The sequence below is a fragment of the uncultured Thiodictyon sp. genome, from assembly GCA_903837595.1.
Taxonomy (GTDB): domain Bacteria; phylum Pseudomonadota; class Gammaproteobacteria; order Chromatiales; family Chromatiaceae; genus Thiodictyon.
On the sequence record CAILVI010000489.1, the window covers coordinates 1 to 15,604 of the forward strand.

Genomic DNA, 15,604 nt, shown 5'->3' on the forward strand with positions numbered 1-15,604 from the left:
CGTCACACTCGACCTCGCCCGACAACATCGGCATCGGCTGGCTGGCGACGATCCCCGCGCGCAGTTGCTCGGTCATCCGCTGCACGTCATCCTCGTTCAGACCCAACTGGTGGGCAATCTGAAGGTTGGAGAGGTTCAAGCCCATCAGGTACAGACCGCCCATCCAGGCCATCAACGACCGATGCCGAACGGCGAAGATCGTCCCAGTCAAGTCGTCAAAGTGGCGCCCACAGCCCCCGCAACGATACTTCCGGCGCGCTGGCTGGGTAGAGTCTCGCCCTTGTTTGCTCACCTGCAACGACTGGCAGTGCGGACACCTCACCCCTCCGGGCCAGTGCAAGCGACGCAGGACTTCGTAACACTTGACGTCGTCCAGCAGCGTTGTGAGGGGGATCATCAGCCTAACTCCGAGACCTGCAAACCTTCCTGGCGGCTGGCGATCATAAGCCTCTTTTCACGATATTACAAAACCTTAGCAGCCGCCTGAAACGCAGGAAGAGCCTTGCCCGTTCCCCTCCCCGCCCCTCCCACAATAGGGGAGGGGCATCGGAGCGCGCTCCCGGCGCGACTTTCACGGTAACGGCCAGGGCGCCCGCACCACCCCGCAAGATGAAAGTGGCGGGCGCCTTGGCCGTTCCCCTCCCCGGCCCTCCCCCCAATAGGGGAGGGAGAAGTGGAGCGCGCTCCCGGCGCGACTTTCACGGTAAGCCTCGACCTGTCGTGATTCGTCGCCGCTAGCTCGATGCGGCCATTGACGGTTCCGACCCGCCGCTCGCCTTCCCGGCAGCTGCCGCCCGCAAATCGCTTCCCTTGAGCGACTCCCAAGTCACATACAGCGTCGGCACGAAGACCAGGGTGAGGAGCGAGCCCACCAGCAGCCCGCCCATGATGGCGAAGGCCATGGGACCCCAGAATACCGTCGGGGCAATCGGGATGAGGCCAAGCACGGTGGACATGGCGGTGAGCATGATGGGGCGAAAACGGGAGCTGCTGGCCTCGACCACGGCGTCCCAGATCGACTGACCCGCACCCCGCTCCTGTTCGATCTGCGTGATCAGGATCACCGAGTTCTTGGCGATCATGCCGATCAAGGCCAGCACACCCAGGATGGCAACAAACCCGAGCGGCTTGTCCGCCACCAAGAGCGCGGCGACCACGCCGATGACGCCTAAGGGCACTACGCTCAAGACCATGATCAGTAGCGGGAAGCTGCGCAGTTGGAACATGAGCACGCTGAGCATGATCAGCAGCATCAGCGGGACCACCGCCATCACCGAGTTGCGTGACTTGGCGCTCTCCTCCACCGTGCCGCCCGGCTCGATCGTATAGCCCGCGGGCAGCCCGGCAGCGAGCTCGGCGATCCTGGGTGTGAGTACGTCGACCACCGAGTCCGGCAGTATCCCGGGGTCGACGTCGGCCTGGACGGTCAGGGTCGGCACCCGATTGCGCCGCCAGATGAGCGGATAGTCCTGGCCATATTCAAAGGTGGCGATCTGGTTGAGCGGGATGGTGCGCCCGTTCGCCAGGGCGACCGGCAGGGTCTGGAGACTGGATACCGATAGCCGCTGTCCCTCCTGTTCGCGCGTCACCACGTCGATCAAGAAGATGTCGTCGCGCACTTGAGTGACGGTGGTGCCGGAGATATTCGTATTGAGCACCGCGGCGATGGCCTGCGAACTCAGCCCCAGGAGCCGCGCCTGGTCCTGGTCGATCCGCACCGAGACCTGCCGCGCCGGCTCCATCCAATTGAAATTGACATGACGGGTCGACGGCGTGGCCGCGACGACTTGGGCCATCTTGAGCGCGATCTCGCGCAGTTGCACCGGGTCCGGACCGATCACCCGATATTGGATGGGCCAGCCGACCGGCGGTCCCAATTCCAGGGGTGCGACCCGCCCGACCGCGCTCGGGAATTCCTCCTGCAACACCGTCTCCAGCTTGGTCGCCAAACGATCACGCGCGGGGACGTCCTTGGCGACGATGACGACCTGGGCAAAGAAGGGATTGGGCAGTTGCACATCCAGCGGGAGATAGAAGCGCACGGCCCCCTGGCCCACATAGGTGCTCCAATGGTCCACGTCCGGGTCTTTCCCGAGGATGGCATCGAGGCGTTCGGCCGCGCTCTGGGTAGCGTGGATCGAGGCGTTCTGCGGTAAGGTGACATTGACCAGCAGGTCGGGCCGATCCGAACTCGGAAAGAACTGCTGCGGGACCAGTCGCAACCCATAGACGGAGACGCCGAAGAGCGCGATCGTGACCAGGATGGTCAGCCAGCGCACCCGCATGGCGCCGCGCAGCAAGGCGCGATAGGCACGCATGACCGGCCCCGGTGCTTTGGGCTCGGTGCTGCCGCCCTTGGGTGCCACGAGCAGCACGACCCCCAGGACCGGCGCGAAGACCACCGCCACCAGCCAGGAGACGAGGAGCGCAATGGCAACCACCGCGAAGATAGAGAAGGTGTACTCGCCGGCCGTGCTCTGGGCGAAGCCGATGGGGACGAAACCGGCGATGGTCACCAGGGCGCCGGCGAGCATGGCAAAGGCCAGGGTCCGATAGGCATAGGCGGCGGCCGTGAACTTGTCCTCCCCCAGGGCCAGACGGCGGGTCATGGCATCGACCGTCGTCATGGCGTCGTCCACCAGCAGGCCCAACGCGATGATCAGGGCACCCAATGAGATCCGGTGCAGGTCGATATGCACCAGGCCCATGATGGCAAAGACCAGGGCCAGGGTCAGCGGGATCGACAGGGCCACCACGGTCCCGGCGCGCACGCCCAGGCTCACGAAGCTCACGGCCAGGATGATGCCGATCGCCTGCCACAATGAGGTGGTGAAGTCATTGATGGCCTCGTCGACCGTCACCGGCTGGTCGGCGACCCGGGTCACCTCGATCCCGATCGGTAGATTGGCAACGATGCCCGTCATGGCCTTTTGCACGTTCTCACCGAGGGTGAGGATATCGCCCCCCTCGCGCATGGCGATGGCGAGCCCCAGGGCCGGCTGGCCGTTGACGCGGAACATCGGCTGGGGCGGGTCGGCGTAGCCCCGGCGGACCGTCGCGATGTCACCCAGGCGCAGCATGCGCTCACCGATGGCGAAGTTCACCGCGAGCAGGTCCGCCTCGGAGCGGAAGGCCCCGGAGACCCGCAGCGACATGGCCTCATCCCCGGTCTGGATGACACCCGTGGGGCGAACCACATTCTGGGCCTGCAATGCAGCAGTGAGTGCGGCGGGGTCGAAGCCCAGGCCCGCGAGCTTGGCCATGTCGAATTCGACGAAGATCCGCTCGTCCTGGGCGCCGAGCAGGTCGACCTTGGCCACATCCTTCACGCGCAGCAGTTGGGAACGCACGTCCTCGACATAGTCGCGCAGTTCGCGGTGGCTGAAGCCGTCCGCGGTAAAGCCGTAGATGATGCCGAAGGTGTCGCCGAACTCGTCGTTGAAGCCGGGGCCGATGATCCCGGCGGGTAGGGTGTGACGGATGTCGGCGACCTTCTTGCGCACCTGATACCAGGTGTCCGGGACCTGCGCAGGCGCCGTGCTGCCCTTGAGATCCACGAAGATGGTCGTGGTCCCGGCATTGGTGAAGCTGCGCAGGTTGTCGAGGTTGGGGACCTCTTGCAGGGTGCGCTCGAGGCGCTCAGTGACCTGGTCGAGCGTGTCCTGGAGGGTCGCCCCCGGCCAGGACGCCCGCACAACCATGGTCCTGAAGGTAAAGGCCGGGTCCTCCGCGCGACCGAGCTTGAAGAAGGTTCCCACACCCGCGGCGACCGCCACGATCATCATGAAGGCGATCAGTGAGCGGTTACTGATGGCCCAGCCGGAGAGGTTGAAGCCCTTCATGGCTTGGTCCCCGGCGTCACCGGAAGCGGCGCCGGTGTTGGCGCTGGCGCTGGCGCTGGCGCTGGGACCTTCACCTCGGCCTTGATCTCAGTTGGGATCTGCGCCGGTTGGACCTCACCCTTGGGCACTGGGTTGGTCGCGCCCCCTTGCCCCAGCAGTCGCACCTGCTGCCCGGGGCGCAGCGTCTGGACCCCGGCGGTCACCACCAGTTCCCCGGCATCGAGTCCGTGGGCGACCAGCACCCGGTCCAGTTCATAGCGCGCCACGTCGATGTTGCGCAGCGCCACGGTGTTGGTCGACTCGTTCAGGACCCACACCGCCGGCTGGCCCTGGGAGGCGGTGAGCGCCGAGGCCGGGACCTGGATGCCCGAGGTACCGCCCAGATGGACCGAGCCGGTGACGGTGGAGCCCAACCGCATGGCCTCCGGCGGGTTGTTCAGGCCCACCCGGACCCGGAAGGTGCGGGTGACCGGGTCCGCCTGGGGCGAGACCTCGCGCACCAGGCCGGTGGCGCGGACCTTGGCGTCGGAGCTCAAAACCACCTCGACGGGGGCGTCCGCGGAGGCCCGGTCCTTGATCCTGGCCGGCACGTCGAAGGCCGCGTCGCGTCCGCCTTGGCGCGCGAGTTGGACCACCATCCGCCCGGCGGCGACCACCTCACCCGGCTCGGCCCCGCTCGCGATGACGGTCCCCGCACCATCCGCAACCAGATTGGTGTAGGACAGGCTGTTCTCGGCCGTGGCGACCTGCGCCTCGACCGCGTCCACCTGCGCCTGCGCGGCTTGGCGGGCCTCGACGGCCCGATCGAACTGGACGCGGGAGACGAAGCCACGGGGCAGCAGCGGCTCATACCGGGCCACAGTATTGCGCGCCTCCGTCAAACGCGCCATGGCGCCCGCGAGGCTCGCCCGGGCGGCATTGAGCGCGTTGCGCGCGTCGGCCGCGTCGAGGCGCGCGACCACCTGACCGGCGCGCACCCGATCGCCCACCTTCACCGAGCGCGCCAGCAGTTGGCCGCCGACCCGGAAGGCCAGATTGACCTCGTCCTGGGACTGCACAGTGCCGGTGAGGGTGACCGTCTCGCCCCCCGGGAGTTCCTCGACGGTGACGACCCGCACGGGACGGATCGGCGCCGGCTCGGCCTTGGGCGCCTCGGCCGGCCGACAGGCGCCGAGCAGGACCGCCAGGGCGAGGACGCCGGGGAGGGACACCCGGACCCTTGATGTCGCGCGTACCGCGGCGGTGCGCTTGGGCAGGACTGACTTTTCCAAGAGGAAACCTCCAGCGCTTGATGTCCGCGCCGATGCATCGCCAAAAGTGACTATTTTATCAGTGATTCGGCAGTGGCTCCTTCCCGTTGTTCGGTCCGCTTAGGCCGTTCGCCGCAGTCTCGTGCGGCCCGGACCGCCGCCCGCTCGGGGGCGCCACCCAACGCACCACGGCCTTCTCGAACTCGACCACCAGGAAAATCACGACGCCGATGCCGACCGGCAACAGCCAATCGCGCGCGGCCAGGGGCGCCGTGTGGAACCAGCGATTCAGGAACGGTGCATAGACGAACAGGAGTTGCAGCAAGACCAGTACGCCGACGGCCATCCAGACCACGCGGTTGGTGAACCACAAACGGACCGGCAGGCTCGAGGCGTGCAGGAACCGGCTGTTGAACAGGAAGAACAACTGCCCGAATGCAAGGGTATTGACGGCCATCGTCTGCGCCGCGGCCACCGAATAGCCGCGACCCTCCTCAAAGAGAAAGACGGCGATGGTGGCCGCGCCGATTAGCACCGAGACCAGGGCAATGCGCCAGATGAAATACCAGCCCAGGATGGGCGCGCCCGGCTGCCGCGGAGGTCGGTACATGACCCCGGGTTCGGCGGGCTCGAAGGCCAGCGCCAGGGACAGGGTCACCGCGGTCACCATGTTGACCCAGAGGATCTGCACCGGCGCCAGCGGCAGGGTGAAGCCGAACAGGACCGCGGCCAGGATGACCAGGGCCTGGGCGCCGTTGGTCGGCAGCAGGAACAGGATCGACTTCTGCAGATTGTCATAGATTGTTCTGCCCTCCTCGATCGCGCGTTCGATCGACGCAAAATTGTCGTCTGCCAGCACGATCTCGGCCGCCTCCTTGGTCGCCTCGGTCCCCTTGATGCCCATGGCAACGCCGACGTCGGCGCGCTTCAGCGCCGGGGCGTCGTTGACCCCATCGCCGGTCATCGCCACGACCTCGCCATTGGCCTGCAGGGCCTGGACCAGCCGCAGCTTATGCTCCGGGCTGGTGCGGGCAAAGATGGCGTACTGGGCGACGATGGTTTGCAGTTCCTCGTCGCTGGCCGCCTCCAGTTCGGCCCCGGTGACGGCACGGTCATCCGTGGTGATGCCCATCTCGCGGCCGATGGCACTGGCGGTGCCGGCATGGTCGCCGGTGATCATCTTCACCGTGATACCCGCCTGGCGGCAGGCGGCGATGGCCGCGATCGCCTCCGGTCGCGGCGGATCGATGATGCCGACCAGGCCCAGCAACACCATCCCCTGCGCCAGATCGGCGACGCCCAGGGCGTCCTTGCCCGGGTCCATGTCGCGGCTCGCGGCGGCGAGCACCCGCAGCCCCTGGGCGCTGAGCCGGTCGATGTGGGCCTCCCAGAAGGCGCGATCGAGCGGCTCCACGGCGCCGTCAGCGCTACGCTGGCCGTCACAACGGTCGAGCAAGCGGTCAGGCGCGCCCTTCATCAGGATGCGCCGGCCGCCCCCGGGCAGCTGGTTCAGCGTAGCCATGAACTTCAGATCGGAGTCGAAGGGCACCACGGCCAAGCGCGCGTAGTCCGCAACGGCGAAGTCGGCCTTGCGGGCCAGGGTCCGCAGCGCCCCCTCGGTGGGCTCGCCGATGACCCGCCAGTGGCCGTCCTCCTCGGCGATCTCGGCGTCGTTGCAGACCGCCATCACCTCGATCAATGCCTGCAGGTCCGGGTGGTCAGCCACCACGATTGGTTGCCCGTGCAGTGACAGGTGACCCTGCGGGGCATAACCGATCCCGGCCGCGTCGTACTGGTCCACCCGGGTGACCACATGGCGGGCCGTCATCTCGTTACGGGTGAGGGTGCCGGTCTTGTCCGAGCACACCACGGTGACGGAACCCAGGGTCTCGACCGCCGGGAGTTTGCGGGTGATGGCGTTGCGCCGCACCATCTCCTGGACGCCGAGAGCGAGCGTAATGGTCATGATGGCGGGCAGGCCCTCCGGGATGGCGGCCACGGCGAAGCCGATCGTCGCCATCATCAGCTCCTCGACCCCGAAGCTGTGCAGGAACCAGCCGATCAGGACCATCGCCACGGCCATCCCCAGGATGATCACCGAGAGCACCCGGCCGAAGGCGGTCATCTGCCGCGTCAGTGGGGTGTCCAGGGTCTCAACCTCCGCGATCATCCGGTTGATCCGGCCCAATTCTGTGTGGGGTCCGGTGGCGGTCACCACCCCGGTGCCCTGCCCTGCTGCCACCAGCGTGCCCGAGTAGGCCATCCCGCGCCGATCGCCGATGCCGGCGGCATCGTCCACCGGCTCACTGCCCTTGGTGCTCGGCACCGACTCGCCGGTCAGGGCGGATTCCTCGATGCGCAGATTCACCGCCTCGAGCAGGCGCAGGTCCGCCGGCACCCGGTCGCCGGCGCGCAGCCGCACGATGTCGCCGGGCACCAACTGCGCCGACTCGACCTCCACCCAGTGCCCGCCGCGGCGGCTGTGGGCGTGCAGCGAGAGCATCTTGCGGATGCCCTCCAGCGCGTCCTCGGCCCGCCCCTCCTGGATGAACCCGATGACCGCGTTGATGACCACCACCGCGAGGATCACCCAGGTGTCGATCCAGTAACCCTTGAGCGCTGTCGCCACCGCGGCGGCGATCAGGATATAGATCAGGATATCGTTGAAATGCTTCAGGAAGCGCTTGATCGGCCCGTCCTTCGGTGGGCTCGGGAGCCGATTCGGACCGACGGCAGCGAGACGCCTGGCCGCCTCGGCGCCAGTCAGGCCGTCCGCCGTGCTGTGCAGGGCGTGCAGGACCGCGTCGGCTTGCAGGGCGTAGGGGTCACCCAGGTCGAAAGCGCGGGGGGGCGCGGCTGCACGCGCGGACTCACCGTCACCCCGGGCGTCGACGCGATACAAACGACTTGGCGCAGCGTCCGGCCGGTCGGCATCCAACGCCGGCGCCGCCGTGATCGCCGGCCCCATCAGGATGGCGAGCGGGCGGGTGTGGGCGCTCGCGTCGAGCGCGATGATCAGGGCCGTGGTCAGCGGCACGGCCAGGAACATGCCGACGGTACCGAACAGCCAGCCCCAGAACAACAGGGCAATGAAGACCGCCAGCGTCGAGATGCCGAGCCCCTTACCCATGATCCGCGGCTCGATGACATTGCCGATCGCCGTGTTGATCACCAGGTAACCGGCCGCGACCAGCAATGCCGTGGTCACGTCGACCTGCACCAGTGCCAGCAGGACAGCCGGGATCATCATCAGGATATTGCCGACCACCGGCAGGAAGTTCAGAAAGAAGGCCAGCACGGCCCACAGGACGGCGAAGTCGATCCCGAAGGACCACAGCAGGAGCCAGATACAGACGGCGGTGGCGAGGCTGGTCAGGGCCTTGATCTGCATGTAGCGATTGATGTTCTCCAGCATCCGGGACAGGCGCGCCTCGCCAACCGGCGTGATGTGAAAGGCCGCCTTCAGCTTGGGCGCCATCGTCGGCACCTCGAGCAGGATGAAGATGACGGTGAGCAGCACCAGGAGCCCGGTCGCGAAGACGCCGCCGGCGCTGGACAACAACTGCGGCACCAGGGCCATGAGCTTGGCCGGGGCCAGCAGGTCCGTCGCCGCCGCGCCCGGGTGGTCGACGCCGGTCCCCGCCATCATGCCGCCGAAGTGCTGGACCAGCGCCGTGAAGCGTTCCTGATAGCCCGGCAGGCTGTCCTTGAAGCCCTCGAGCGCACCGGTGGTCATCAGCGCGATCAGGCTGCCGACATCGAGCAGCACGAACGCGATCATGACCAGAGCGCCCCATTTCGGCACGCCCTTGCGGCGCATCCAGGCCAGCGCCGGGGTGGCGACGATGGCGATGAAGATGGCGAGCAGGATGGGCGCCAGCAGTGGCGCCGCGGTCTTCATCAAGGTCACGACCAGCGCGACGGCCCCGGCGACGATCAGACCGCGAGCGGGCGCCGAGAAGGCGGATAGGGCATTCATGGTGACGATGACTCCTGCACTGGCGATGAAGGTTTGTGCCGGGTCGGCCGGCGACCAGGCTGCGGCTCGGCGACTAGGCGAGCGCCTTCTGCTTGAGCCGGTCGAATTCCCCCTGGCTGATCGTGCCGGCATCAAGCAGCGCCTTGGCATCGCCGATTTGCTCGGCAGGGGACTTTGCCGCGACCTCGCGGATGTACGCCTCGGTATCGGATCTGGCCCGCTGCAGCGCCGCCTGTTGCCGCTGCGCCATCCCGCGGCCGCGGGCGAGGACGTAGCCGAGTGCCGTCAGGAACGGCAGGAAAACCAGCCCGATCAGCCACAGGACCTTGTAGCCGCCGGCCAGATCGGGGTCGCGAAACAGGTCTAAAACGACATGAAAGAGAATAATCAAATAGGCAACGAACAAGAAGCTCGAAGCCATCAGATAGAGAATGTCCCAGAAGTTTGTCATTGAAACGGGCCTCATGGATCAGGTGGATGAGCGAACCGGCGGCCAGGGGCGCCGCCGGTACGTGTCAACGCTGGCCCGGCCGCCGCCGATATGGATCAGGGCAGGCCAAGTGCGCCGGGTCAGGGCTAAGCGGCCTTGGGGAATTCGCCCGCGGCCTGGGTGGTCCGGAACATCAACCAGAGACCCAACACCAGGGCGATCACCTCGGCGGCGAGCATCTGCAGCAGGGCCAACAGGCTCACCAGATCGACCGCGGAGACCCAGCTGGCGGACGCGCCGCCCGTGGTCTGAATGGTCGCGATACCCGCCTGGGGTGCGGAGAGGAAATAAAAGAGGAGCTGCCCCACTTCCAGCAGCATCACCACCATGGAGAACAGGATGCCCAGGCTGCTCGCGATCAGGCCCGTCCAAACGGTCGCGAGCACCGCCGACTCGGTCGGGCGCGACTGGGCATCGGCAATCCGTCGGCCGAGACCGGTGTAGCGATGAAACCAGACGATGGTAAACAGGAGCACCAGCATATTGGCCAAGCTCAGCAGCCCGACGCTCGGCAGGGCGCTGCGTGGGCCTGAGATGCTCCCTGAGAACACAAAGACATAGAACATAATGGCCAGGGGGATGGCGCCGAGCACCACCTGGAGCCAAAAACCGATCCGACCCAAGCGGGTAAAGGTTTTGGCCAGACCCTCGATCTTCGCGCCATGAAGACCCTCAACGATTTGCTTCAACATACTCATGACTGACACCTGGGCCGCGTGGTGCGGTCCGTCTGGGGGAGTGATCGAAGCGGAGCTGGGAGGCCCCGATCCGGATTTACGGAGCGGTATAGTCATAGTGTCAAGAGCAAAAAAAACAAGCGAACTGCCAGTACCGCGAAGCGGATCTCCCACCCGCCTGGCGATCGAGCCAGCTCACGGGTATGCTTGAAGGCGATGGCGATCTGCGCGTCGCCGCACCGCTGTCCCGTCGCCCGCCGCGGCTTCCGTCCAGTGGCACTGTACGATTTCACACGCAATGATTAGCATGGTGAAAAAACACTCGCATTCTTCGCGCCTTCGCTGGATCGCTGCTGTTTCCAGGTTGACCGACCCCGTGCGGGGAACGGCCGCGAGACTCTTCCTGTGCCTCCTGCTTGCCGGCTGCCAATCCTTTCCGCCGCCCGCGGATCGGCTTGAAACGCAGGCCCTCGCCGCCCGGCTCGACGCGGCACTGCGGGTCCTCGCCGCGCCCCGCAGCAGCGACCAGCAACGCGCCCAAGCGGACGCGGAGTATCGCAACCTCGTGGCGAGCCACCTGCCCGCACTGCTGGCGGACGCGGCCCGGCCTGATCCCGTGCAGGCTCCCGTGCCGGCCCGGGCGTTGGTCGCGCTCGGCCACGATCAGCCGGGGATCTATGCACCCGCCACCTTTACCGACATAGCGCCGGTCATGCGCCCCGGCGTGACCGAGCCTGGCCTGCACCGCGCCGGCCTGGGCCTGCCGGTGGTGGGCCGCATCGTCCCCGGTGGCGCCAATGCCCCGCTCGCGGGTTATCACGTCCCGCTCACCCTCGTGGCCCTGCCGAATCATTCCGCTGCGGGATGCTGCGACGCCGCGCTGGTCGATCCCGACCGTATCCGCTCCGTACCCACCCGCTACGGCAAGGTCGCGGTCGCGATGGACCTGGAGGCGCCGCTGGACGCCACCCGCGCGACCGGTCCGCGTCACAGCGCGGGCCTGACCAATCTGCTGCGGCCTGAACGCTTCCGCGGCCAGCCGCGGATCGCCTTTCTGGCACCCTTCGACCCCGACAAGACGGCGGTAGTCCTGGTGCATGGCCTGATGTCTACACCGCGGATGTGGGAACCGCTAGTCAAGGCACTGCTGGCCGACGAGGCGATCCGCACCCATTACCAGTTCTGGTTCTTCTATTACCCCACCAGCCAGCCAGTCCCGCTGTCCGCACTCCAATTGCGCGAGGCCCTGGACGACACCACGCGCGCGCATGGCGTGCACCGGCCGATCATCCTGGTCGGGCACAGCATGGGCGGCATCCTCGCCCGCGTGCAGGTCTCCCACATCGATCTGGATGCGGCGGCGGCCATCAGCCCGCCGATCACGTCATTACCCGACACCAACCCAGTCCGCCGCGCGCTGGTCTTCACCCCGAGAGCGGATGTCAGCCGGGTCATCTTCATGTTCACGCCGCATCGCGGCAGCACCTTCGCCACCAACAGCATCGGCGCCTGGGGCATCCGTCTGATCCGCCTGCCCGAAACGCTGGTCGGCGAGTTGGCCCATTATGCCCATCTGGTCCCGGACAGCATCGACGGGAGCCTGCCGACCAGCATCCATGGCCTGTCCCCCCAATCACAGTTCCTGCGTCTGCTGGACGGCACCCGGCCGAGCGTCCCGGCCCATTCGATCATCGGCGACCGTGGGCGCGGCCCCCTGGCGACCAGCTCGGACGGTGTAGTCCCCTACAGCAGCGCGCATATCGACACGGCGGAATCGGAAGTCGTGGTCCCGGCCGGACACGGCGGTATTGCCCATCCATTGGCCATTGCGGAATTGCGGCGGATTCTCCATCGGGGTTTGACCGAAGCACCTGCAAAAAGGCCTTGATCATCGTTGCGGCCATCGAACCCCGGACGCACCTGGGAGCGCCGACATCCTGTCGGCGACGGCGCGAAGCACCGTTGGATTATCCTACTTGCCGCGCGGCGGGCATGCGCGACCGATGCAACGCCGCACATCTGCGCTGATTGGATCGACGTAGAGCTTCGCGCGGCCACGGTCGGGGCGGACCTGCGCTTCCCATTGCGGGTCGTCGTATTCCAGCTCCGTGATGACGCCGAGCTTGCGATCCTCGATCGAGCGCGCAATTTGTGAAGCGGTCTTCCCGTTGGACGGAGGCGGGGTGTCTGAGGTGTCTTCCGGGCTCGAACGCAGCTCCGCGCCTGTCTGCGGATCCACGTCGATCTGACGGCAATGCCCACGACCTGCCTCGCAGGCCAGAATCTCCCAGGATCCGCTGCCGAATTCGGCGCTGAATATCACCTCGCCCGCGCGCTGCTCGATCCCTTGCAGAAGCTCGGACAGCGGTTTACTCCCAGCGGGTGGCCGACTGCTGGCCGTTGCCGGGGCAATCAAGGCGAAGGCAAGGGTCAACCCAAACATACAGTGAATCGAACGCTGCAACTTCATGGACAGAACTCCTTAGGTGTTCGTTGTTGATGCGCCTGCAACCGTGTCGGACTAATAAAGAAAAAGGAGCAAAACAGCACCTTCCCATCAATTTAGTAACGACTTTACCAGCGAGCGGATTAGTAACGGGGGAACCGTGGCCTTCCCCCAATTTACCCTATTACCGCTTTTCTCTGACTGAGTGGCTTTCCAGATTAACTACAAACCGCTTTTCAAGTTCGTTTTCAACCAAGATTTCTGTACCGCCTGGCAATAGCTTCATCTGGGTAAAGAATACTTCTTGCACATCAGACTCCTTGGCGGCGTCGAAATGAACCTCATAGACCCTAACATGCCATAAGATATTGCCCGTTTTCTTATCCGTAGCGACGAGGAAGCCGCCTTTTTGCTCATAACCCAATTTATTGCCTTGACGTAATTCCTTGTAAACGACACCGTCGACGACGATGGGGTCTAGTTCCGGGGGTAAACGCCGCCGTCTGCTACCGATGATACTCATGGTTCTTGTCTCTGTTTGATTGAATTCGGGTTCCTTGGTCAACCGTTGCTGATTGTTCGTCTCCGAATAAGCGGCAAAGGAACCAATGGATGTGGTAATAAAAATGAAGAAAAAACGCTTTAATTTCAGCACATTGTTGTTCTGTTTCGAGAAATTGTCTGGCAACGACGATCACTTGCGAGTTAAATACCCAGCGATCAAGGTTCTTTGAGAACTGTCGTGATTTTTCCTTTGGTAAGTTCGCCATTGACATTCGCGGCATAAAACCCCCAGTTATCGGCGTTTTCGATCGCTTTGTCCGACGGAAAAGACACTGCGTTCGGTTTCAGACCCGATTCGCTATAAAAATGGTCCTTGGTCTTGACTTCTCTATGGGACAGTTCGTGCACGATGGTGATAGCCCATTCGAGCTTGGTGCCCGAGCGCCCGAGCAAGACCTTTTCTATATAGATGACATTCAGTTTTTCGTCACGCACCAGTGCATAGGTGGTCTTCCAAAGATTCGGCTGGGTGCTGCGGTCTACGATGTCGTCGGAAAAGATCAGCTGATTTGAATTGCAAACGTCTTGAATTTTCTTGAATCCAGCAGTCAGCTTTTCGATCAAGCTGTCAAGCGCAATTTCGTCGACATTTTCGTCAGCGAACCATCGACTCACCATGTCGCGGCTCTTCTTGTCCTTTCCCTTCGCTGAAGCAAGGCTGATCAAGACTTTTTGACACCATTTCAGCGCATCCTGAGCTCCTACCGACATCTTTTTCATGTTTCCCGATGTGAATATCTCATCGGTTTGTGCGAGTCTGGTCTTGAGATGTACTGCACTCATCCCCCTTAGCTCGTCATACGGCCATTGGGCATAATCTTTTGGCAGCGAACATACCCAAATACTTTGCGCGCCCCGACTGCTTTGAAAGTAGAGGTGCCGGAGGGTCTTGAGGGCCGCGGCTCGATCCTGTAACTTAACGGCCTCACCTTGCCTGGCGGCGTCAAGGATTGCATCCGCTTCTACTGTTCGGCTGGTCTGTTTAACGCCCTCAGGATGTTGGATATCCGTGTGCAGCTTGTTCAGACTAGATGCCTTTGCGCAATTGGGACCATCGTCGCCCAATAAATCCTTGACCTCATTTTTCAGGAACTTATCCCATTCTGCTTCGAATGTTTGTTCCTTGATGATGTCTTTGGTTTTGCGATAAGCATCGGTAAATGTTTCTATCATGGCAACTCCTCCATAATCATAAAATAGCCGGGAAACAGGCATCTGTTCTGAGTCGAGCGATATGGTGGACAGTTCCACCGCGACGCTTTGTGCCGGGTGATGTTCAGTGCCTTACCCAAAGCCTCTGTGTCGCGGGTGACCAGCTTGGCCAGGTAACCGAACACGTCGAGAAAGGGCTCGCCAAGGGGTGACGTCAGGAGGTTGGGCAGCCCGGGAATCAGGGCCTTCCCGGTCGGGGAGCCGTCGCGCACGGCATTCTTCGAGGCGACCGCCGCCTCGGCGGCGGCCTTCAGCGCGGTTTGGAGGTCCAGGCTATACTTGAACCAGGCAGTCGCATTGTTCAGCTCGGCCAAATCATCGAGGCGCGAGTCCAGTGTATCGGCATAGGCCGACAACATTGCTTTGATATGCTGGATCAGGGCCAATTTGCCCGAATCGATGCGAGGGATAATCGTTGAACTCGACATGATGCACCCCGATTCTGTCCGCGAAAAGGTTTACACAAGCAGCATGTGGGCCGGAGTTTATTACTTGACTTTCGTCGATGCAAGAGATTTTTTGCATCGCGGCCGGAACCGGATTGTGGCAAAGCGCGTCACCGATCCGTCTCCGCTCCCGCTTGCAGCAGAAGGCACTGCCAGGGGTTGCCGGGCGACTACCGGGGTCTGGGCGTGGCTGCCAGGACCATCTGCCCAAATTGGCGATCTTCTGACCAGACTCCGGGGCCTTGTGTGTCGATCCCTAGACCCTGGAGGTAACGTACGCAGAAGGTTTCCTCTGACTTTTCCAGATTTTGTGACTGGATGGAGATGATCATCCCGACGGCGGCTTCGCTGTGTTCCGCGAATGCGTGCCGGCTGAGAGGTTGCCATCCCGGATTTAACTTCCGGCTTCCCGGCCGGAATGACGGCCCAGTGTTGGCGGGAACGATGATCAAGGCTAGGGACTGTAGGGCGAATTGGTCACGGGACAATACAAGTGCTGCGCGCGTCCGCCGAGGCAGCGGGACTATAGCCGAGCACCCGGGGGCATTGCTCAGGACGTAACTGTTCAGGTACCCCGGCCAAGCTACCCCAGCTGAGGCATCGGCGGGTTGCCCTGGAACGTCATGACCAAGGCTTGGTAGGTATCGAAGGATTGCTTGTGTAAGGTCGAGAGGTAGGAGCGGACGGTGGCGAACGCC

The 15,604-nt window shown here is 64.1% G+C and carries 11 protein-coding genes; 1 reads left to right on the plus strand and 10 read right to left on the minus strand.

The genetic code is table 11. The features are described 5' to 3' along the window. The 6 genes from QZY44_RS29390 to QZY44_RS29415 form a co-directional block, all read right to left on the minus strand. Positions 1–397: transposase (locus QZY44_RS29390; RefSeq protein WP_295456194.1), on the minus strand; the 397-nt coding region annotated here is incomplete at its 3' end. Positions 398–734: 337 nt separating this feature from the next. Then, positions 735–3,842 (minus strand): efflux RND transporter permease subunit, encoded by a 3,108-nt coding sequence (locus QZY44_RS29395; protein ID WP_295456195.1) that lies wholly within the window; start codon positions 3,840–3,842, stop codon positions 735–737. Then, positions 3,839–5,113 carry an efflux RND transporter periplasmic adaptor subunit gene (locus tag QZY44_RS29400; protein WP_295456196.1) on the minus strand — a complete coding sequence of 425 codons (1,275 nt, stop codon included), beginning with the start codon at positions 5,111–5,113 and terminating at the stop codon, positions 3,839–3,841. The genes QZY44_RS29395 and QZY44_RS29400 overlap by 4 nt, the downstream gene beginning before the upstream one ends. 58 nt (positions 5,114–5,171) lie before the next feature. Next, complete coding sequence (locus tag QZY44_RS29405) at positions 5,172–9,071, minus strand: HAD-IC family P-type ATPase (RefSeq protein WP_295456197.1); 3,900 nt, start codon at positions 9,069–9,071, stop codon at positions 5,172–5,174. Positions 9,072–9,144: 73 nt separating this feature from the next. Further along, positions 9,145–9,522 carry a PLDc N-terminal domain-containing protein gene (locus QZY44_RS29410; RefSeq protein ID WP_295456198.1) on the minus strand — a complete coding sequence of 126 codons (378 nt, stop codon included), beginning with the start codon at positions 9,520–9,522 and terminating at the stop codon, positions 9,145–9,147. A 125-nt stretch (positions 9,523–9,647) separates the two neighbouring features. Then, on the minus strand, positions 9,648–10,259 hold the full coding sequence (locus tag QZY44_RS29415; protein ID WP_295456199.1) for a DUF3611 family protein: 612 nt from the start codon (positions 10,257–10,259) through the stop codon (positions 9,648–9,650). A gap of 343 nt (positions 10,260–10,602) precedes the next feature. Here QZY44_RS29415 and QZY44_RS29420 point away from each other — a divergent pair, with 343 nt between their 5' ends. Next, positions 10,603–12,126: an alpha/beta fold hydrolase gene (locus tag QZY44_RS29420; protein ID WP_295456200.1), complete on the plus strand. Its 1,524-nt coding sequence runs from the start codon at positions 10,603–10,605 to the stop codon at positions 12,124–12,126. A gap of 84 nt (positions 12,127–12,210) precedes the next feature. Here the strand turns inward: QZY44_RS29420 and QZY44_RS29425 are convergent, their stop codons facing one another. The 4 genes from QZY44_RS29425 to QZY44_RS29440 all read right to left on the minus strand — a co-directional run bounded on the left by QZY44_RS29425 (position 12,211) and on the right by QZY44_RS29440 (position 14,888). Further along, positions 12,211–12,708: a hypothetical protein gene (locus tag QZY44_RS29425; RefSeq protein ID WP_295456201.1), complete on the minus strand. Its 498-nt coding sequence runs from the start codon at positions 12,706–12,708 to the stop codon at positions 12,211–12,213. Between the two features lie 160 nt (positions 12,709–12,868). Continuing rightward, on the minus strand, positions 12,869–13,372 hold the full coding sequence (locus QZY44_RS29430; protein WP_295456202.1) for a hypothetical protein: 504 nt from the start codon (positions 13,370–13,372) through the stop codon (positions 12,869–12,871). 32 nt (positions 13,373–13,404) lie between these two features. Continuing rightward, the gene (locus QZY44_RS29435) at positions 13,405–14,421 is read right to left on the minus strand and encodes a M35 family metallo-endopeptidase (protein WP_295456203.1); all 1,017 of its coding nucleotides are present in this window, start codon (positions 14,419–14,421) and stop codon (positions 13,405–13,407) included. Continuing rightward, positions 14,418–14,888, minus strand: coding sequence for a hypothetical protein (locus QZY44_RS29440; protein ID WP_295456204.1), 471 nt, complete (start codon positions 14,886–14,888; stop codon positions 14,418–14,420). Before QZY44_RS29440 ends, QZY44_RS29435 begins: the two co-directional genes overlap by 4 nt. Between the last annotated feature and the right edge of the window lie 716 nt (positions 14,889–15,604).

Coding starts and splice junctions, on each gene's coding strand:
- QZY44_RS29395 (WP_295456195.1), bottom strand. CDS start 3,842: ATGAAGGGCTTCAACCTCTCCGGCTGGGCCATCAGTAACCGCTCACTG.
- QZY44_RS29435 (WP_295456203.1), bottom strand. CDS start 14,421: ATGATAGAAACATTTACCGATGCTTATCGCAAAACCAAAGACATCATC.
- QZY44_RS29405 (WP_295456197.1), bottom strand. CDS start 9,071: ATGAATGCCCTATCCGCCTTCTCGGCGCCCGCTCGCGGTCTGATCGTC.
- QZY44_RS29410 (WP_295456198.1), bottom strand. CDS start 9,522: ATGACAAACTTCTGGGACATTCTCTATCTGATGGCTTCGAGCTTCTTG.
- QZY44_RS29440 (WP_295456204.1), bottom strand. CDS start 14,888: ATGTCGAGTTCAACGATTATCCCTCGCATCGATTCGGGCAAATTGGCC.
- QZY44_RS29415 (WP_295456199.1), bottom strand. CDS start 10,259: ATGAGTATGTTGAAGCAAATCGTTGAGGGTCTTCATGGCGCGAAGATC.
- QZY44_RS29425 (WP_295456201.1), bottom strand. CDS start 12,708: ATGAAGTTGCAGCGTTCGATTCACTGTATGTTTGGGTTGACCCTTGCC.